This is a genomic window from Microcoleus sp. D3_18_C2 (assembly GCF_036702395.1).
Taxonomy (GTDB): domain Bacteria; phylum Cyanobacteriota; class Cyanobacteriia; order Cyanobacteriales; family Microcoleaceae; genus Microcoleus.
Map to the genome: position 1 here is coordinate 130,456 of NZ_JAUBTG010000007.1, position 20,585 is coordinate 151,040.

General features: G+C 45.3%; 13 protein-coding genes and 3 pseudogenes. 6 read left to right on the plus strand and 10 right to left on the minus strand.

All coding sequences use genetic code 11. The features are described 5' to 3' along the window. Positions 1-304: 304 nt before the first annotated feature. A pseudogene (locus QUA88_RS29475) lies at positions 305-556 on the minus strand (IS4 family transposase); the annotation flags it as partial. Positions 557-1,500: 944 nt separating this feature from the next. Beyond that, positions 1,501-1,902, minus strand: a pseudogene (locus QUA88_RS07480) (IS4 family transposase); the annotation flags it as partial. 126 nt (positions 1,903-2,028) lie between these two features. Here QUA88_RS07480 and QUA88_RS07485 point away from each other — a divergent pair. Beyond that, positions 2,029-2,913, plus strand: coding sequence for an aspartoacylase (locus QUA88_RS07485; protein WP_333057695.1), 885 nt, complete (start codon positions 2,029-2,031; stop codon positions 2,911-2,913). Positions 2,914-2,924: 11 nt separating this feature from the next. On the opposite strand, the gene QUA88_RS07490 is transcribed toward QUA88_RS07485, so the two are convergent. Further along, the gene (locus QUA88_RS07490; protein WP_333271057.1) at positions 2,925-3,626 is read right to left on the minus strand and encodes a phosphatase PAP2 family protein; all 702 of its coding nucleotides are present in this window, start codon (positions 3,624-3,626) and stop codon (positions 2,925-2,927) included. Positions 3,627-3,786: 160 nt separating this feature from the next. Here QUA88_RS07490 and QUA88_RS07495 point away from each other — a divergent pair, with 160 nt between their 5' ends. Beyond that, positions 3,787-4,866: a M23 family metallopeptidase gene (locus QUA88_RS07495; RefSeq protein WP_333057699.1), complete on the plus strand. Its 1,080-nt coding sequence runs from the start codon at positions 3,787-3,789 to the stop codon at positions 4,864-4,866. Between the two features lie 84 nt (positions 4,867-4,950). Here the strand turns inward: QUA88_RS07495 and QUA88_RS07500 are convergent, their stop codons facing one another. After that, a complete protein-coding gene (locus tag QUA88_RS07500) occupies positions 4,951-5,514 on the minus strand; it encodes a Uma2 family endonuclease (RefSeq protein WP_333057701.1) in 564 nt (187 codons plus the stop codon). 41 nt (positions 5,515-5,555) lie between these two features. Further along, a complete protein-coding gene (locus QUA88_RS07505) occupies positions 5,556-5,795 on the minus strand; it encodes a hypothetical protein (RefSeq protein ID WP_333057703.1) in 240 nt (79 codons plus the stop codon). A gap of 181 nt (positions 5,796-5,976) precedes the next feature. On the opposite strand from QUA88_RS07505, the gene QUA88_RS07510 reads away from it, so the two are divergent. Next, positions 5,977-8,139: a flavin-dependent dehydrogenase gene (locus QUA88_RS07510; protein ID WP_333057705.1), complete on the plus strand. Its 2,163-nt coding sequence runs from the start codon at positions 5,977-5,979 to the stop codon at positions 8,137-8,139. A 38-nt stretch (positions 8,140-8,177) separates the two neighbouring features. Here QUA88_RS07510 and QUA88_RS07515 read toward each other — a convergent pair whose 3' ends face one another. The 3 genes from QUA88_RS07515 to QUA88_RS07525 all read right to left on the minus strand — a co-directional run bounded on the left by QUA88_RS07515 (position 8,178) and on the right by QUA88_RS07525 (position 10,746). Next, positions 8,178-9,509, minus strand: coding sequence for a hypothetical protein (locus tag QUA88_RS07515; protein WP_333208275.1), 1,332 nt, complete (start codon positions 9,507-9,509; stop codon positions 8,178-8,180). Positions 9,510-9,764: 255 nt separating this feature from the next. Beyond that, on the minus strand, positions 9,765-10,427 hold the full coding sequence (locus tag QUA88_RS07520; protein ID WP_333271061.1) for a (2Fe-2S) ferredoxin domain-containing protein: 663 nt from the start codon (positions 10,425-10,427) through the stop codon (positions 9,765-9,767). A gap of 73 nt (positions 10,428-10,500) precedes the next feature. Beyond that, positions 10,501-10,746, minus strand: coding sequence for an Asr1405/Asl0597 family protein (locus tag QUA88_RS07525; protein WP_333156175.1), 246 nt, complete (start codon positions 10,744-10,746; stop codon positions 10,501-10,503). 355 nt (positions 10,747-11,101) lie between these two features. On the opposite strand from QUA88_RS07525, the gene QUA88_RS07530 reads away from it, so the two are divergent. Beyond that, positions 11,102-11,644, plus strand: a complete 543-nt coding sequence (locus tag QUA88_RS07530) for a Dps family protein (RefSeq protein ID WP_333208277.1) — start codon at positions 11,102-11,104, stop codon at positions 11,642-11,644. Between the two features lie 147 nt (positions 11,645-11,791). Here the strand turns inward: QUA88_RS07530 and chlP are convergent, their stop codons facing one another. Further along, complete coding sequence (gene chlP, locus QUA88_RS07535) at positions 11,792-13,012, minus strand: geranylgeranyl reductase (RefSeq protein WP_333057710.1); 1,221 nt, start codon at positions 13,010-13,012, stop codon at positions 11,792-11,794. A 551-nt stretch (positions 13,013-13,563) separates the two neighbouring features. Here chlP and QUA88_RS07540 point away from each other — a divergent pair. Beyond that, on the plus strand, positions 13,564-13,956 hold the full coding sequence (locus tag QUA88_RS07540) for a hypothetical protein (protein WP_333057711.1): 393 nt from the start codon (positions 13,564-13,566) through the stop codon (positions 13,954-13,956). A 204-nt stretch (positions 13,957-14,160) separates the two neighbouring features. On the opposite strand, the pseudogene QUA88_RS07545 reads toward QUA88_RS07540, so the two are convergent. Then, a pseudogene (locus tag QUA88_RS07545) lies at positions 14,161-14,856 on the minus strand (IS1 family transposase); the annotation flags it as partial. 203 nt (positions 14,857-15,059) lie between these two features. On the opposite strand from QUA88_RS07545, the gene QUA88_RS07550 reads away from it, so the two are divergent. After that, positions 15,060-20,456, plus strand: coding sequence for an AAA family ATPase (locus QUA88_RS07550; protein ID WP_333271065.1), 5,397 nt, complete (start codon positions 15,060-15,062; stop codon positions 20,454-20,456). The last annotated feature ends 129 nt before the right edge of the window (positions 20,457-20,585 follow it).

Genomic DNA, 20,585 nt, shown 5'->3' on the forward strand with positions numbered 1-20,585 from the left:
AGTAGTTTTTTATCTCTCATAAATTTATAGATTAGCGGTGTTTGATTGAGGGTTCCTCTATCTTCAGATGTAATTAGTTCTGCCGATATTTGTGTTCCTACCGACCTAGGTATTTAATTATTTTTAATAAAAACTTGGCAAAATTATGTCAATAGTGTGAGTAAATTTGGCTTCGATTTAGTTAAGGAGTTTTAAATATTTAGGGAGTAAAGATGGGGTAAAACTTAAGGCGATGCGCTACACATTAACAGGCAAAATGGCTAAACCTGAAGAATGAGACTTTGCGGAGAGGGTGACAAGAGAGCTAGACCGATTGCTGTAAAAGGGATAGAGCATTTAGTCCTTGGCGAAAGTTCTGAGCTTTATGGGGCTTTAGGGCTATCAGTGCTAACATCTGATCTCGCCATAAAACTAGGGACTGACTCCAAGCACAACCAGATAATCCGAGGCCAAAAATACTGTGATGGGGAAAATTATTAGGGGTTTTTTCCGAGCGATCGAGCTAAGCTACGAAGTGGTTATATTGGAACTCCTTCCCGGCGATAGTCGCTAGCCACTAAGCAGAACTAATCTACAAAACTCCAGCTAAAAATCGGGTGAAGTTACCGAACTTTTCTTCCGAATAAGAGCCTCTATTTTACTATTTTATAATCATCAAGTTGTGCTAAATAGCGATTAAACAAGTTCATAGTTTTGCTTAAATATTGAAAATAAATCAGTTGATTTTAAATTTTAATTACTATTTGAATCAAAATTTTTAATTATAACTTTAATTGTAGTCAATAACAAATGCAGATATATGAATGGTTATATTTTTGAATAAATGAGATTATTTCGATTTAAATTATTGTTTTGTAAAAAGCTGGCTAGACTGGTCAGAAGTCGCGACAGAAACACTCTTTTCTTGATTCAAAGCTAGGTCTTAACCCTTAGTCTATCGATTTTAGATTTTAGATTTTAGATTTTAGATTTTAGATTTTAGATTGAAGCATGGACCCCACGGATAAATTCGGGGGCAAGTTTATCGGATAAGCTGTCGCGCATTTAAATTGTAGGTTCAGGGCGGGCGGGACGCTAGGGCCCCTACTCCCCACAATAGTTTGATTATTTTTTGACATACAATTTAAATGCCGCAACAGCTTACAGGTTTTTTATTTCTCCACGGATGAATCCGGGGGCTTGTATCCTGGATGCTTTCGGTCATGAGACAGTTTGCGAGCTTCCCGCTATGAAACTCTAGGTCTCCGGTTACTACGACAGGATAAGGATTTTCAAGTGTCAAAATCGGGATCGTTACCAGTTTTTTTCAGGGAAATAACTCCTCGACAATTTCGACATTCACTGCCAATATATTGGCAAAGCGTGACCACGAATTTCAAAGGTGGTATCAAGCCCCCGGATTTATCCGTGGAATCAATCCAAAATCGAAAATCGAAAATCCTCAAGAAAGAGCATTTATCTCGCGCAAGTCAATTCTTTAATCTAAAATCTAAAATCTAAAATCGATTGACTCCCAAAAATTATCGTGACTATCAGCAGATTTCGATCTCGCCATTGAGTTCTGTTGAGAGCAAATTCTACATATTTTTTAGTTTTTAAGGTTAATTATGAACTGTTTCTCCGTTGTGCTATATTAAATCTTTGGTCTCTAAATTCAGACTTTAAAGCCGCTTGGGTTATAGGAAACCACAGCCACTGCGTCGAAAGCTGGGGGAGATTAAGAAATAGCTGGAGACTTCGGACGCGACTATTGTATTGAATCGGTTGTGGAAAAATGTTAGCTCATCTCGATCATCGGAGTTGTCGATGGCTTTGAAGCATCTGAACTAAGAGTTATAAGATGGGTGGTTGACTCTCGCTCAAGTGGATGCTTAATAACTTTTGGTATAATGTCTTTAGCATTTTTTGTGGGGTCGTTCCAAAAGTCACCCGCTTTTTTATGACTTCTCCATTATCTCAAACAATTGCCCCCTCTGGGTTTTCCCTCGGTTCTCACCTCTCAGGCTTGGGATAGGAAATTATTTGTTTATGAATCAAATTAAACGTGTTGCCATAGTGGGAGGAACCCACGGAAACGAACTCACAGGAATTTACCTCGTGAAGAAATTCGATCGCGCGCCAGAGTTAATGGGGCGATCGACTTTTGAAACTATCACCCTGCTAGCCAATCCCAAAGCTTGCGAAATCGGGACACGCTACATCGATATCGACCTCAACCGCTGCTTTAGAAAGCAAGATTTAGAAAATCCCCATCTCTCCAGCTATGAAGCCCAGCGGGCGAAAGAAATCTACGGCATTTTTAGCTCAAAAAACACACATCATCCCAACGTAATTATCGATTTGCACAGCACCACATCCAACATGGGGCTAACATTTATTCTCGCCAGCCATCATCCATTTAACCTGCAACTAGCAGCTTATTTAACCTCTGTGTATCCCCGCATCAAGGTACTCACTTCTACAACCAAGAATCATGATAGTCCTGTGCTGCGATCGCTTTCGGAATTAGGCGGGACGCTGGAAGTTGGTGCAGTGCCACAAAGCGTATTAGATGCGTCTTTATTTCAGGAAACTGAGCAAGTTGTCGGTACGATATTAGACTGCGTAGAAGCCTACAATCAAGGCACAGTGCCTGCGGTCAAGAATCCCCTGACTATTTATCACACCATTGGGGCGATCGACTATCCCAGAAACGAGAACAGAGAAATTCAGGCAATGATTCATCCTCATCTGCAATCCAGAGATTATCAAGCCCTAAATCCCGGCGAACCGATGTTTTTGACCTTTGATGGTAAGTCGGTCTTGTATGAAGGTAAATCAACCGTATATCCCATTTTCATTAACGAGGCTGCTTACTACGAAAAAGGAATTGCCATGTGTTTTACCCAGAAGCAAATAGTCAGTTTTGAGTAGAAAATTTCAAATTATTCTTGATTTTTTTCCTGTGACAAAAACTCCTCTTTAGAAGCCCTAGTAAAAGAACGCAAGTCCTTCCATATTTCCAAAGTGATAATACAGGTAATTAGCCACACCAAACCAGCAGTATAACCAGCAATAACATCGGTAGGCCAATGAACTCCTAGGTAAAGCCGGCTCAAACCAATAGCAGCAATTAAGACAACTGTCAAACTGTAAATCGACCAGCGCTGCTTGGGAAATCGTACACCCAAAAAATATCCTAGCAAACCGTAAATAACCATTGAAATCATTGCATGACCGCTAGGAAAACTGTAAAATGTGACATTAACAACACGCTCCCAAAGTTGAGGTCGATCGCGGGCAAAAAGTTTTTTTAATAGTAAATTTAAACCGATGGCTCCACCACCCGCGAGCGCAATAGTTGCAGATTCAGATCGGTGATTGCGCGCTAGCAAAATAATACCCAACGTCAGACAAATCACTAGCAGCAAATTCGGTTCGCCCAAAAAGGTAAATCCCAGCATTATTTGATCGCGCAAGGGAGTGTGCAATTGCCTCAGAGCGAGTAAAATAGAGGTATCGAAAGCGTAACTTTCTTTTTCCAACACCTCTTCGGCAATAGTGGCAAATCCCCACATCGCCAAAGCCGCAACCGCAAGCCCGGCCAGCCGAATTATCGAAATGAGCGATCGAATTTTAGAACCCATTCTTGAACTAATTAAAATTTTAAAATTTCTAACTCAAAATAATACAACAAAGATAGGAAACGAAAACGCCTTACCCATCGTCTAGATTCTTGAGCAACTCTATTCTGAATGATTAATTGATTTTTCACTACCCACCTCAGCTTTTACATCCAATCGGCGAATGACTATACTCTCCACAAAATACATTTCTGCAATTTTGTTGACCTTGGGGTTGACAAGTCTTTCTAGCTGTGCTACTAACAGCGGAGTAAGTGCCCCGATCGCCGAAGCCAACACGATCGCCCAGCGTCTCGTTTCTTCCGCAGTCGCCCAAAAGCCCAACAACCCGCAATTCGGTCAGCCGATCGACTGTACCCTCGGCAAAGACTGTTTTGTATTGCTGTATTTCGATCGAGAACCCGGCCCCACCGCCGTCGATTTTGGCTGCGGGCGCCAAACCTACGACGGCCACGACGGCACAGATTTTGCCATTCCCGACGCCAAAGCAATGGCAAAAGGAGTTCCAGTTATTGCCTCCGCAGCAGGCAAAGTTTTGCGAGCACGAGATGGTGTGGTCGATCGGCGTTTACAAAACGATACAGAAAAAGCCAATCTCGCAGGCACAGAATGCGGCAACGGCATGGTAATTGACCACGGCGGTGGTTGGGAAGCCCAATACTGCCACCTCCGCCAAGGCAGCGTTGCCGTCAAACCGGGTACGCAGGTAGAAAAAGGCACTGTTTTGGGCATGGTGGGAAACTCTGGGATGGCATCTTTCCCCCACGTACACGTAACTTATCGCTATCAAGGCAAAGCCGTAGATCCCTTTGTCGGACCCGACGCGAAGGTAGGCTGCAACATCGCCCGCAATCCAATTTGGGACAAGCCTCTAGACTATATTTCCACAGGTTTAATTCGGGCTGGTTTTGCCAATAAGCCACCCGATATTAACGCTGTCTGGGAAGGACAATTTTCAGAGACTCAACTCCCTGTAAACAGTCCAGCTTTGTTGTTTTGGGTGCAAAGTTACGGAGTGCTCAAGGGCGATCGGGAACAATACAAATTATTTGCACCCAACGGCACAACCATCGCCGATCAGACCAATGAAATTAAAGCCCCCAGCCGTACTTGGTTGGGTTATGTCGGCAAAAGAAACAGTACAAATTCTCCTCTGATTCCGGGAGTTTGGCGGGCCGAATACCGGTTGATGCGAGGCGATCGAGTTTTGACAGAAGTCAAGCGAGAAGTTGAGTTGCGTTAGTCCGTTGACTGTTGACTGTTGACTGTTGACTGTTGTCACTAGGGAAAAGTAAAAAATATTAAAAATAGGACATTCTTCCGAAGATTATTTCAGCAGCCAGCCAAATAATTCTCCGACACTCAACCGCAGTTCGCTAGCGAAGGACGGCACAGGTAGCAGCATTTCGGGTTCATCAAATACTGCTGTCTGTTGCTGGGGAACATAAACAAAAACGCATTGTTCGTCGGGATCGATCAGCCAGCCCATTTGAGTTTGATGATTTAAGCAGTGCAGAATATTTTTAGTAACTTTAGTTTGACTTTGGTCAGGCGACAAAATCTCAATTGTCCAATCAGGAGCTATGGGAAAGACATTAGCAATTTCGCCGTTATCATCGGCGGGAATTCTGTTCCAGACAAATACTGAAACATCAGGCACTGTTGACCTTCCGCCAAAGGTACACCGGAGTTCAGGAAATGCTCGTGCAACTTTTTTTGGTTTTAATATAGTGTTAATGAAAATAATTAGTTCACATTGAGTCGCACTGTGTTTCCCTTGTGGCATTGGCTTCTGAATAATTTGATTATCAATGTATTCGCTGGCCGGTTTGGTTTCGGGTAGTTGGAGAAACTCTTCTAAAGTTAAGGATTTTAATCTTGTTTGTACCATTTTAAGTTCACCTCTAATGAAGTAGATCTTTTAGCAGCAGTCTAGTAATCAGGCAAATTGTTCCAAGCTTGAGCCACAATGTCGCTCAGCCATAGCCTCTGAGCAAAATCGAGCAGATTGTCGTCGGCTAGTACCTCAGCCTTCAATTCATCCAAAGACTGAGATCGCGATCGAGCTATTTGAATCACACCCGCGATCGCCGACGCCACCAATTCTTCATTCAGCGGCTGCTGCCGCAAAGCAATCATTTCTTGAGGATTCGTAGGAATGGGATAATTCATAGGAGTGCATACCGAAGGGAGTAGATGTTCAGCCGCTGTGGGGCTTCCGGCGAATCAGCTAAAAATCTGAGAACACTGTAAACTTATTTAAAACTAAATAAGTATTCGGGAGTATAGCCTACTTTGCTCCCTTGTCAACTCCCCCATCTTTATTAATTTATTCAGAATTGAGAGCCTAATCATGCAAGAAATTCTTTATCTAGAAGTTCCGACACCGGATACAGCAGCAGTCTGCACTTGGTTGCAGCACGAATTCGATCCCGGAATGGGAGAAAAAATTATTACTGCTGACGGCTTTCGCCTGCTTTCACCAGCCACAACAGCCGAGGTTCAGAAGTCTGGAACTCAAAATGCCAATCCAAAACCCGCCTTGGCTGACACCAATTCAGGAAACCAAAATTGGCGATCGACAGAACTTTCCACCTTTGTCTGGTCACTGCAACGCACCACTTATTTAAAAGTCTTTCGTCTAGAAGAGGCGCCTGCGGGAGAAAAAAAGTTCCTGGAAGCTCTGAATCTTGCTGTAAGAAACAAGTTTCCCGATCGCTACCGGGAACCCCCTGTCATAGACCTCTCCAAGCAGTCAATTTTTGAGGCTCTTGCCCCCTATTACCCCTTGACCGTCAAATACTTCCAAAAAATGCCTAATGGCGAATATGACCTCAAGCGCGTCTACTGGTGGGAACAGCGTTGGCGCGAAGGCACTCGCAATCCTCAAACGCCAAAACAAGTAGTGTTTTTGAAGGAAGAGGGTTCGGCAACGGATTCTGTAACGGATTTAACGGATGTAACCGATGTTAAGAAGAAGGTAAAAAGTACAGTTTCGGTGTCTGATTCTGGCGATACTTTTTACGACTTAATTTATATTGGCGGGGCCTTGGGAGTGATTCACGCCGCAGTCATGGCGAGATTGGGCTACCGGGTGCTGCTAGTTGAGCGAATGCCTTTCGGGCGGATGAATCGCGAGTGGAATATTTCGCGGGACGAAATTCAAAGCTTAATTGATTTGGGTTTATTTACTGCTGCAGAAATCGAAACTTTGATTGCCAGAGAATACAAAGATGGCTACAACAAGTTTTTTGATGCTAACAATCCGTTCGTGGCTAAAGCGCCTGTTCTGCACACACCAAAGGTACTCAATGTAGCTTTGGACGGAGAGAAATTGCTGAATTTAGCGGGAGTTAAGCTAACAGAAGCTGGTGGAGAAATCTGGGACGAAACTGAGTTTATCAGAGCAGATGTTGAAGCAGAAAAAGTAGTAGTTCAGGGCCGCCACTTGCCGACAAAAGCCGATCGCACTGCATTAGGACGGCTGCTGGTGGATGCAATGGGGTCGGCTTCTCCCATCGCTTGGCAATTGAACGAAGGGCGGACTTTTGACAGCGTTTGTCCGACAGTGGGAGCAGTCATCGACGGAGGATTTGAGCCGGGAATATGGGATTCCGATTACGGGGATGTACTCCACACTCACGGGGACATTTCCCGCGGACGCCAGCTCATTTGGGAGTTGTTTCCCGGCGCCGGCACAGAACTGACAGTTTATCTATTTCACTACCACCAAGTACATCCAGAGAATCCCGGTTCTTTGCTGGAAATGTACGAAGATTTTTTCGCAATTTTGCCGGAATACCGCCGCTGCGATGTCGATAAATTGGTTTGGAAAAAACCGACCTTTGGTTATATTCCTGGGCATTTTAGCAGCAACAGCAGCGATCGCTCCGTGGCGATCGATCGCCTAGTCTCGATCGGCGACGCAGCATCCTTGCAATCTCCCCTCGTTTTCACAGGCTTCGGCTCTCTTGTCCGCAATCTTTTCCGCTTAACAGACCTGTTGGATACAGCATTAAAGCACAATTTGTTGACGGCAAATCACTTAAACCAAATTCGCGCCTACCAGAGCAATATTTCAGTAACTTGGCTATTTTCTAAAGGCATGATGGTTCCTACCGGCAGCAGTTTGCCACCCCAAAGAATTAATTCAATGCTCAATACCTTTTTCGGTATTTTGGCAGCACAAAAACTCGCCGTCGCCGAAACTTTTATTAAAGATAGAACCGACTGGCTAACTTTCAATCGACTGGCGATCGAAGCAGCCGGAAAAAACCCTTCTCTCCTTTTGTGGATTTTAGATTTTGTCACCTTGGGGGATATTTGGCGCTGGCTGGGAAGTTACTTGAATTTTACTCTGCTGGCTTTGGCCAGTTTGCTATTCGGATGGCTTCCCAGTTTCGCCCGCAGGGTACAACCTTGGTTGGAACCCCGGTATCCGGGTGTTTGGCTGTGGCTGTTGGCTACCAGCTATGCTCTCACCTATGGCATGGGAAAGGGGAGAAAAGAGTGTTGAGTTTTGACTTTTAACTCAAAACTAGCAACTTCAGTTCGCTATCGAAAACTCGGCAATTCAATTTCAGCTAGCGATCGACGTTTTTTAGAAGCCCGCAGCGGACTGGCAATCAAGCTCAGCCAGTCTGGTTGGGCGACTGCTGTAGGTTTTGCCACACTCGATCGCACTTCTTGAATGCCAAAGGTTTCAACAGAGTTCAAAATTTGAAAAGCCCTAGCCAATTCTTGAGCCTCCTCTTTGGTAGCAGTTTCCGGTTCAGACTCAGCCATCGGTAGTTCAGGTTCCGCAACCGGTTCGGCCAACTCAGGTGCCGGCTCATCAGGTTGGTAGGTTTCGCTCTTGTGCAATTGAATGCCGGATACTTCGGCTAATTTGTTGAGTTCCAAATTGGCTGGGGCTTCAGGCTCGATCGCCTCAACAGCAGTGGCTACCTCTGGATGCTCTTCTGGTTCCGACCAAGGTTGGACAGGGGAAGCGTTGAAGGCTGGCGGCACCGGCATCTGAGAGCTTTTGACCGCCGCGAGCAATGATTCTAATTGTGCGCTGGCGGTGTCCAGATTATTGTCAGGCTGCTCGATCCTCGGCGACTTTACCTGCGGCCTGTCCAAACTTCTTTCCAAGGCAGCTTTGAATTGCAGAGTGTGGCGCTGCTGGCGCTGCAAGCGGGCTCGCAATTCCCTGCAAATATTTTCTGTGGCTACTAACTGGTGTAACTGTTCGTTGTAGCGCTGCACAGTAGACGCACATTCTCGCTCAACAGTCGCTAGCCTGACTTGGCTGGTTGCCAACTGATTTCTTAAACTTTCGACTAAAATTTCTTGACTTTGGAGGGTTTGATGGGAAACTTCCACTTTGCCAAACAGCCGCGTCAATTGTTCTTGAGCATTTTCGAGTTCTGCAGTCCGCTGTTCTAGCAAAGTTTCGCGATTCTGCAAGGTTTTTTGGGACTCTTCGAGAGCTGTTTCTAGCTGGGCGATGCGCTGTAAAAGGTCGCGGTTGCATTCGTGCAGCGCTTGCATAAGGGTGACTGGGGTCGATCCTTTGCCCTTGGCCTGTTCGGCATTCCCAAGCATATTTTTTAGATTGTCTGAAATCGGGGGCGAGCCCGCCTCAGTCGGCTGTGTCGGAGATTGCGAATTTTTTGTTTCCGGTTTTGTGGGAATTGCATCTACGCTGATGGCGTTGGGAAAATCTACTGTTTGCCAGTCTTCTTCTGGCTGTTGGGGAACGGTTGCGGGAGTGTCTGTCTCATCGGGGGCGATCGGCTCAAAACCCCCAGTAGCAGCAAAATCTGAATGCAATGGTTCGGTATCGGATGGAACAGCAGGGTGCGGTTGGTGCTGATGGGCTCGAAGATCAGCTTCTGACATGGCTTTTTATCCCAATACTCACAGGGTCTCAGATACAGTCTATCCTTAGAGATTCTACAGAAGGAAGCCCCTAAGTGATAGTTTTGGCATTTTTCCGGTTTTTTCGGACAATAACCTCTGAATCGAGTGGCGCGATCGAACTACAACCAGAACTCACATTCAGGCGTAAGATGCGCCTGTAAGTTTTTCGCCCAGAGTCCTATCAAAATAATTTTTCCCGATCTCTAACGCACTGTTTCGGCATCCGGGCGATCCCTAAGCTTTAACAACTGCACAATGTTTGTCAATAATTGCTGGAACTTCTGCCGGTGCAATGCGGCTGTAGCGAGTTTTGTCCGGCATCACCACTATATTTGGGCCGGCTTTACACTGTTTGAGACATCCGGTTCCCTGTACTGTCACTTTGTCTTCTAAACCGCGCGCATTCAAAGCATTTTCTAAAGCTTTACAGACTCCTCCAGCGCCCCGCTTCTGGCAGTCTGATTTTTGACATACTAATATTTTGGTTTGGGTTTTTGCCGGAGCTTTTACAGTTTGAGCTGCTGTGGGAGAGGTTACTTGGGTTTTGCCGATCGCGCGATCGTCCGATGTCAATAACCCAATAGGTACATTGGTGGAGTCAAGGTGTTCGTGCGATCGATCATTTTGACCTTGAGCCAGCTTGAGGCTACGAGCTTTAAGTTTTATTTTACCGTTTTTCAAATTGAGTTCTTTCTCACCTACAACTTGAACTCTCAACCCCGGTGTCAAAATAGGCGACAGAAATGACCGCAATTCCTTGCAAAGTTTAACAAGATATTCTACTCCGCGATCGTTGCTAATTCGCAAATATTTAAGTTTACAGCCATCTTCAATAATCAGGCCGAGGATTTCTCCCTCTAAGTTGAATTCGGAAACTTGCTTGCCAGACTTATACATTGTTATAACTCCTTTAAATCCGTTACATCCGTTACATCTTCTACACTGCTCGTTGCCGAACTTCCTTCTACCTTTACCCAATTTGCCAGCAGCATTCCAGCCACTGCACCAGTTCGCACCGAGGGGCACTGACTTGCCTCAACACGCTCATTAACTGAGCCGCTTGTTTAACAGTGTTGACTTTTGCCCGCAAAGGTTGGTCAACCGCACACCAGCAGGGAATTTCTAGTTCTTGCAAGCGTTTGTAAACTTGCCACCTATCTAGCCAACTAACTTGCACAATGTCACAAACTTCTAATTCTGGATCTGCTGGATTCATTTTTTAACAACAGTAATAATTTGCATTAATTTTTACCCTGACTGGTAGCGGGTAGAAGTTAAAAGCCAGATTTCAGCAGAACATCAAGGATTATCAAAAGCCCTTCCTGAAAAATTCTGCCTTTTGCCTTCTGCCTTCTGCCTTCAGAAGGTTCGCCCCCTTTTCAGGAAGCGTTCAGAACGAGGATCTTGTTCAAGCATAACCCAACTGCTAATAATTCTCAATAGGTTTACAAAAAAAAATTCCTACTCTATAAAATCTTCTACTATTGAGGCAGACTCTGCTTGACTGGTAAATTTACGGTGCTAGACTGACTCTATTGGCAACAAAACTGCCTATTGAGAGGAGAACACACATGACTGAGACTCAGAGTGCATTAAGACCGTTTGGCCACATAGCCGAAAACCCAGTTCTACTGGAACATTCAGTCACAGCACCGATTTGTGAAGGAATGAACGCGCTGCTGGCCAGTTTTCAGGCTCTATACCTGCAATATCAAAAACATCATTTTGTGGTGGAAGGGGCAGAATTCTACTCCTTGCACAAATTCTTTGAAGAAAGCTACGGAGAAGCTCAAGATAGCGTCCACGAGTTGGGCGAACGGTTAAACGGGTTGGGCGGCATACCAGCAGCTAGCTTTAGCAAGCTAGCTGAGTTGTGCTGTTTTGAGCCGGAAGCCGACGGCGTATATTCCTGCCGCCAAATGCTAGAACACGATTTAATTGCGGAGCAAGCTATCCTCGGTTTGCTGCGCCGTCAAGCAGGGCAAGCAGAAAGTTTGGGCGATCGAGCTACGCGCTACCTCTACGAAAAAATCCTGCTAAAAACAGAAGAGCGGGCTTATCACATTTCCCACTTCCTCGCCCCCGATACCTTAGTGCAGTTGAACTTGAACTAACAATTCTTCTTCTCCCTCTTCCTTAGCACACGTGGCACCGGCGTCTCGCCTGTGAATTTTGACAGTTCATTATCTTAGATCGAAAAAAAAGCGAGCAGTTTTGTGACTGCCCGCTTTTTTATACAAAGTGCGTTTATCCGCAGGGAATTAAGGCGCTAAAGCATTCCCGCGCAACAGACTACCAATGGTTTTCGCGGTAATCTTCATCTGCACGAAAGGATTAGCGGGTACCACTGTTTTATACAAGTAACTATCGAATGTGAGTTTCTGCACATCGCGATCGGCACACATTTCCACAAAAGCTTCGCGGGTAGCGTCGGAACGGTAGAACACGCGCTGCAAAATGTCAAGAACTTTGTAAGTAATGCCGTAGGCTTTATCCCACCGCTTCAGGTAAATCTTAATTTCCTCTTCAGTCGGAATGCGCGCGCCTTTATTGGAAATCTCCACAATAGTTTCGGCGCACATCCGGCCAGACTTGGCGGCAAAATAGATACCTTCGCCAGAAGACTTGGTAACGTAACCTGCAGCATCGCCTACGAGAGCAACTCGGCCGACAACCCGGCGGGGACGCGGATGTTCCGGGATGGGGTGAGCTTCCACTTTAATAATCTCACCGCCCATCAGTTTTTTGGCAGCGCGGGCGCGGATGCCTGCTTGCAGCTTTTTGATACTGGCTTGATTGACTTTCATCGTGCCGGTGCCGACGGCTACGTGGTCGTATTTGGGGAACACCCAAGCGTAGAAGTCGGTAGATACGTCATCGCCGACGTACATTTCGGCTAAGTCGTGGTAGTAAGCCATTTTATCTTCCGGCAGGCGGATGCGCTCTTGGAAGGCGATCGCATAATTGTAGTCGCCAGCGTCGATCGCCTTTGCTACGCGGGAGTTGGCGCCGTCAGCCCCGATTACCAAATCCACCTTCAGAGTTTTCTGAATTCCCATTGCACTGCCGTCGGAGTGGTCGGCATAGTGGAGAGTATAGGGGTCTGTATTATTGCCGGGAATTTCTAATTTGTGAACGGTGCCGTTAATTAGTTTTGCACCCAAGGAAGCGGCGCGATCGCGCATGAAGCCATCGAGCACTTCGCGGCGGCACATACCGATGTATTCGTGGGCGTTTTCAATATTGATGTCCACCTCGACGTTGGAGGGGGAGATCATTTTCATTTTTCTGACTTGGCGGTCAATAATACTTTGCGGCAAGTCAAATTCGCTGACCATGCACAGGGGAATCGCCCCACCGCAGGGTTTGGCGTTGTCTAATTTACGCTCGAATAGGTATGTTTCGATGCCTGCTTTTACCAATGTTTCGGCGGCGGAAGAACCCGCAGGGCCTGAACCTACTACTGCAACCCTTAGTGTCAAAGCTTTTCTCTCCAGTTTTTTTCTATAGGCATTACTCAGGTGTGATGGTATCACGGACTTGGGATGCGGTGGCGTGAAGCAGGGGAGATTTCAATGAAATGAAACAGAGCTTAACAGTTCGATACGAAAATCGGGTTTCCGGCAGTAGGTGCGATCGAATATCTTAAATCTTTCAGTGTAGATGAAGGTGGATGGACGGTGATGTGCGATCGAACATTTTGCACCCTCCGTCAAACCACTGTAGGGGCGGGTTCGCCAACCATCAGTGCCTAAAACTAATAATCTCGTAAACCCGCCCCGACCTCGCCGATCGCGGTTAATCAACCGGACTTGATATGATGTTCGATCGGGATACTCGGTGAGAACTGAGATGTTGCACCAATGTCAATTGGGGGTTTTTAGTGGGGTGGGGCGGGTTTATTTTAATTGTTGGTGAGAGTTAGAGATGGTTGGTGAACCCGCCCCTACTTTACCCGAATGGTGCAACATTTTACTTAGAAGCATTCCAATAAGTTACATTAAAGTTACTTGCAGTTATATCTAAAATTCTTATGCTCGGTAATTTTCAACAAAGCAACCTGCGGATTGAGCTTGAAGCTTCCGAAACAGCGATTAGAGACAGCTTGTTGCGTCCGAGTCAATTGCAGCAGTGGCTGTGGCCGCAGCAGTTGTCTAGCGGTTTGCCAGAAGAATTTGCTCAAGGTTTGACCTTTACAAGTTGGCTAGGCCCCGTGGCAGTTCAGCATCACGTTGATATTGTTGAGCACAATTGTCTGCGGCTGTTATTGAGTCAGGGAATTGACGGATTTCACGAGTGGTATTGGGGCGATGGTTGGGTGCAGTCTCGGTTGGAAGGAGTTTCGCTGCTGCCTCTGAATTTGGGGCAAACTGCTAGTTTACTTCGGCTGCGGGAGTTTGTAGCCGGGAAGGGTAAGCGGAAGTAGATCAATGACTCTCCAAAATCATGAGAACAAAGTCTGGTAAGCTGTGGAGCATTTAAACCAGTAACGAGGCTAGTAGGGTGCGTCAGCTAGAACCCTTACGCTGAAACGGAAAACCTTAGATGCTGACGCACCTTACGCAAGCCCTTTAAATGCCGAACAGCTTAGTCCTGCATACCAACGAAAAATCCTAAACATTTTTAGGGGTAAAGAAACTTTGTAATCATGGATAAAATACCAGAAGATACTCACATGATTGGATATCTTTATAGATAGATGAAAACAAAGTCTTTCTTGCCAAACGAGATATCCTTTGCTGAAGGGTGTTATTGAATCTTTCCATATCAGAAGTTTTGCCAGTATCTTCCCCCAGAGATTTGTGTCGCTGGGGATTTTTTTTTGAGCCTGCCCAAAAATCTGTATAATAGACGGCACATTGTCTGTCCACTACTGGGAGGGAATCCCAAAAACCTTTAGCACCCATTTCAACTCGACTTCCTATATACACCCCTAGAATTTCTTTGCTTAAGGCATCAATTGGCCCGCTCTTTCCAGTGCTTGTTCCCCTTATTTCCTAAAAACGACTACATTTCATCACATTGGATCGTTAGCTTGCCTGGTTTTTTTGACTTTACTTGAACTTTCCGGGGGACTCATGCTAATTGTTGAAAAACAAGTATTGGAACCAGCGGGGGGACACCCTCGTGAATTTGACAATCGCCACTCAAGATATTTTTTCTAATAAAAGCCGATCGCTCAATTTTTTGTTTCTTCTGAAATCCTTTGATGTCTGGGGTTTTAAACAAACTGCCTGTGACAATATATACATTCAAAATTTTGCTTAGCGCTGGGGGTGGGACAATTTTTAACGATGTTTGGATAACCGAAACGGTGACAATTCATGGAGTTGAGAATTAACAAGGCTTAGGTACGTCGCATGATAACTCCTTACCCTTACTATGCCAGACAACCTGAAAGCCACTTCGCTGCCGAAAAACTAAGAGTGTGTTATAAAAACATAATTTGTTCCTTTCTAAAGCGCTATTCTCGATACAACGAACCCGGTGTGTTTTGACTTCGCGTTAATTATTACAAGAAAAATAAATATGCTCTCCATTCCAGGCATTGCCGTCCAGAAGCTGCTTTACGAAAGTGCTAACTCTCTGGTTTACCGGGCCCTTCGGGAAGCGGATCGCCAACCGCTCATCCTCAAACTTCTCAAAGAGAGCTACCCGACACCTCAAGAATTGCTACGCTACCGCACCGAATACCGCATCACCAGAGAGCTGAAAGAGGCGGGAGTCGTGCAAGTTTATGACTTGCAAAAATACCAAAACAGCCTGGTGATTTTTGTGGAGGACTTTGGCGGGGAATCCTTGAAAATATGGATGCAGCAGCGAAAGTTTAGCCTCAAGGAATTTCTGCAAATTGCGATCGCTGCCACTGAAACTTTAGGGCAAATTCACAGCACCAATATTATACACAAAGATATTAACCCTTCTAATATAGTATTCAATCCAGCGACCGGACAGCTCAAAATTATCGACTTTGGCATTTCCACTCAGCTAACGCGAGAAATGCCAACCCTGAAAAACCCCAACATTTTAGAAGGAACCCTCGCTTACATCTCGCCGGAACAAACTGGTAGGATGAATCGCTCTATCGATTACCGCACTGACTTTTACTCACTCGGTGTCACCTTCTACGAATTGCTGACAGGAAAACTCCCTTTTGAAACAGAAGACGCTTTAGAGCTAGTTCACTGCCACATTGCCAGACAACCAGTTTCCCCGCACGAAATCGATCCACAAATTCCCCTAATTCTCTCGCAAATTGTCAGCAAGCTGATGGCAAAAAATGCGGAAAATCGCTATCAAACTGCATTGGGTCTTAAGCAGGACTTAGAAATCTGTCTGGTTCAATTACAAGAAACCGATAGCATAGAAGAATTTGACTTGGGAACGCTGGATCTTACAGACCATTTCCTGATTCCCGAAAAGTTATACGGCAGAGAAACTGAAGTTGATAATTTATTAAAAGCCTTTGAAAGAGTTCGTAATGCTAGTGCCGAAATGATGCTAGTAGCTGGCTTTTCTGGGATTGGTAAAACCGCAGTAGTTAATGAAGTTCACAAGCCGATCGCCCGACAGCGTGGCTATTTTATCAAAGGCAAATACGACCAATTTCAACGCAATATTCCCTTTAGTGCATTTGTGCAAGCATTTCGGGAATTGATGGGGCAATTATTATCAGAAAGTGACGCTCAGTTACACAGATGGAAAACCATGATTCTCACCGCAGTAGGCGAGAGTGGGCAAGTCTTGATTGACGTAATTCCTGAATTAGAACACATCATTGGCGCTCAACCTCCTGCACTAGAATTGTCCGGGAGTGCCGCCCAAAATCGCTTCAATCTGCTGATGCAGAAATTTGTGCAAGTATTTACCACCGCCGAACATCCCTTAGTGATGTTTCTGGACGATTTGCAGTGGGCAGATTCCGCATCTTTGAAGTTATTACAACTGTTGATGGAAGATACGGGCCATCTGTTAGTATTGGGTGCTTATCGGGATAATGAGGTATCACCGGCTCATCCGTTTATGTTGACTGTGGATGAGATTGTGAAGTCTGGGGCAGTGGTGAATACGATTACCCTGCAACCGTTGAGTTTAGCAGATCTAAATCAGTTGGTAGCAGATACGCTGATTTGCGATTTATCTTTAGCCGGGCCCCTGACAGAATTGGTTTATCAAAAAACTCAAGGAAATCCATTTTTCTCGACTCAATTCCTCAAAGCGTTGCATGAAGATGGTCAAATTATTTTTAACCCTCCTCAATCCCCCACCCCCCTTTCATCCCCCCTTACCAAGGGGGGACAGAGGGGGGTACAAGGGGGGTGGCAGTGCGATATTAATCAAGTTAAATTTGCCGACGCCTCGGATGTGGTGGAGTTTATGGCGGCGCAATTGCAAAAGTTGCCTGCCGAAACTCAGGATGCCCTCAAACTGGCGGCTTGCATTGGGGCGCAGTTTGATTTAGAGACATTGGCAATAGTCAGCGAAGAATTACCAGAACAAACGGAATCAACGCTGTGGAAAGCCTTGCAAGAAGGACTCATTTTAGTGCTTTCAGAAGGCTATAACTTCATTCAAGCAGATGCTCAATCCCCAAATCAGTCTGTTGCTAATCCCACTTATAAGTTTCTGCACGATCGCGTCCAGCAAGCGGCTTATTCATTGATTCCCGACGAGCAAAAACAAGCCACTCATCTGAAAATAGGACAGTTAGTGCTACAAAGTTCTTCTGAGATAGAAATCGAAGAAAAAATATTTGATATTGTGGGGCATTTAAATCAAGGAATTGAGTTAATCAATCAATTAAGTGAACGCTCAGCCTTAGCCCTACTCAACTTAGAAGCTGGACGTAAAGCTAGAAATTCTACCGCCTACGCTGCGGCTAATATCTATCTACAAACGGGAATTGAGTTACTGACAGCAAACTGCTGGCAAAGTCAATATGAATTGGCGCTAAATCTTTATGTTGCTGCTGCTGAAATTGCCTATTTGAATGGTGACTTTGATGGTATGGAACAGATGGCAGCACTGGTTTTGCAAGAAGCTCAAACAATTTTAGATCGAGTTAAAATTTACGAAATTAAAATTGCCGCTCAGACAGCTCAGAGCAAGGTGTTAGAAACGATCGCAGTAGCAAGAGAGGCACTCTTACAATTGGGGATTGAACTCCCTGCCGAACCTGATGAAGCCAAGATTGGCAAAGCGCTACAAGCCCTTGCGGCTCTCCTCGGCGGCAGAAAGATTGAGGAATTGGTTGATCTACCTGTGATGACAAATCCACAGACTCAGGCAGCTATGCAATTGTCTGGTATGTTGTTTCCACCCATTTTCCAGGGAATGCCCGGTTTGCTGCCCCTGCTGAGCTCCACGATGGTGAGTTTATCACTCTCCTTTGGAAATGCGCCCCCATCGACGGTGGGTTATGCGATGCACGGGATGGTTTTCTGTGCCTTTTTACAAGAGGTGGAAACGGGCTATGGCTTTGGGCAATTGGCACTTTCATTGCTGGATAGGTTGAATGTACCCGAATTAAAGTCCACAGTTCTACTTTTGTTTGGTGGCTGGATTCAGCATCGCCAAGAATCTCTTTTGGCAACGATACCGACGCTGAAAGAGGGCTATAGGTTTGGTATGGAAACCGGCGACTTTGTAGATGCTGGCTACAACATATATATTTGCTTTTATACTCATTTATTCGCTGGTGTAGAACTAGACACTTGGGAACAAGAAATAGCAGGTTACAGGGCTGTCATGGCGCAGTTGAAACAATATTCTGCTCAGATTTATTTGGATATGATTCAGCAGACGGTGCAAAACTTGAGGGACACCCATACTCGGCCGGATTTGTTAATAGGCTCTGCCTACGATGAAACGGTGATGATTCCCAAGCACTATCAGGATAATGAATTTACGGCGATCGCCTGTGCCTGCATCTTCAAACTGCTGCTTGCTTACTGCTATGGCAATTATACGGCTGCCCTAGACCATATTTCCCAAGTCAAACAGTATTTGATGGGAGTATCTGGATCGGCTTTTGTTCCCATTTTTCATTTTTATGCTGCCCTGACGCACCTGGCACTTTTTCCCACACAGCCAGCAATTGAGCAAACTGAAATTCTTGGCTTAGTGGAAACCCATCAAAGCACGCTGCAACAGTGGGCGCAAAATGCTCCGATGAATTATCTGCATAAATGGTATTTAGTGGAAGCAGAACGCTATCGAGTTTTGGGCAATAAAGCTGAGGCGATTGAAATGTACGATCGCGCAATTTCGGGAGCCAAAGAAAACAAATATGTTAATGACGAAGCCCTGGCCAACGAACTAGCAGCCAAATTCTACTCGGAATGGGGCAAAACAAAAGTTGCTCAAGCCTACATATTTGAGGCGTATTATTGTTATGTTGAATGGGGAGCCACTGCTAAGGTAACGGATTTAGAAACGCGATATCCTCACTTATTCGCGGTAACTCAACCGGGAAGGAAAAACACTCAAACTACCGTAGCAATGACAACGACTGGTTCGGGAAATCACCTAGATATTGCCGCAGTCATGAAGGCTTCTCAGGCGATTTCTGGAGAAATTATGCTAGATAAGCTACTGTCTAGCTTGATGAAAATTTTGATGGAAAATGCAGGGGCGCAACGAGGCTATCTAATTTTGTTAAGCCAGGGACAACTGTTCATTGAAGCTGAAGGAACCATCAATGACGAACTCGTCACTGTGTTGCAGTCAATCCCCGTTGAAACCTGTCAAGAACTTTCTTCCGCAATTGTCAATTATGTGAGTCGCACTCAAGAAAGCGTGGTACTAGATGATGCTGCGCGATCGGGACAATTTACCAACGACGCCCACATCCGAAAGCATCAGCCCAAATCAATTTTATGTGTGCCACTGATTAACCAATCTCAAATCATTAGTATTGTTTACTTAGAAAATAATCTGACAGCGGGAGCTTTTACCCCTGAAAGAGTGGAACTATTAAAAGTATTATCTGGACAAGCAGCTATCTCGATTCAAAATTCTAAGCTTTATACAGAAGTACGCGAAAATGAAAGCAGGCTGGCTCAACTCAACAAAGCTTATGAGCGATTTATTCCCCATCAATTCCTCCAGTTTTTAAAGAAATCAAGCATTATTGATGTGGAATTGGGCGACCAAGTGCAGTTAGAAATGTCGGTGTTGTTTTCCGACATTCGCGACTTCACCACGCTTTCGGAAACTATGACGCCGGAGGATAATTTCAAATTTATAAATTCTTATCTTTCTCGCATGGAACCAGTCATTAATGAAAATCACGGGTTTATCGACAAATATATTGGCGATGCGATTATGGCGCTGTTTAGTGGCGAGGCGGATAATGCGGTGAAAGCGGGAATTGCTATGCTGCACCGTCTCGCTGAATACACTCAAAACCGCGCTAATTCGGGCTATGCGCCGATTCAGATTGGGATTGGGATTAATACGGGTTCTTTGATGCTGGGAACTGTGGGAGGACCAAATCGCATGGACGGGACGGTCATCAGCGATGCGGTGAATTTAGCTTCTCGTGTGGAAAGTTTGACAAAAAATTATGGGGTGTCGCTGTTAATTACGCAGCCCACTTATGGGCGCCTGAAAAATCCTTCCCAGTACGCAATCCGCACTCTCGATACGGTAAAAGTCAAGGGAAAATCTGAAGCTGTGACGATTTATGAGGTGTTTGATGCAGATTCACCAGAAATTAAACAGGCGAAGTTAGCTACGCTGGAATTGTTTGCAGAAGCTAGGGCACTTTACTCGGAAGGGAAGTTATTTGAAGCGGCGCGACTGTTTTCCGAGTGTTGGCGTCAGAATCCGGGCGATCGCGTTGCTAAAATTTACTGGGAACGCTGTGAGTCTGCATTGTTGACTCGCACAAAAATCAAAGACAGGCTACACAATTTACATTAAGCGGTTGCTATACCTGAAAATTACACCAAAAGTGCGATCGACTGTTGAGACACTCTACAAACTAGGCGATCGCGATCGGGGCTACCACAAAGTATTTGCAGGGTGCTACCGGAAAAACTAAACATTTGT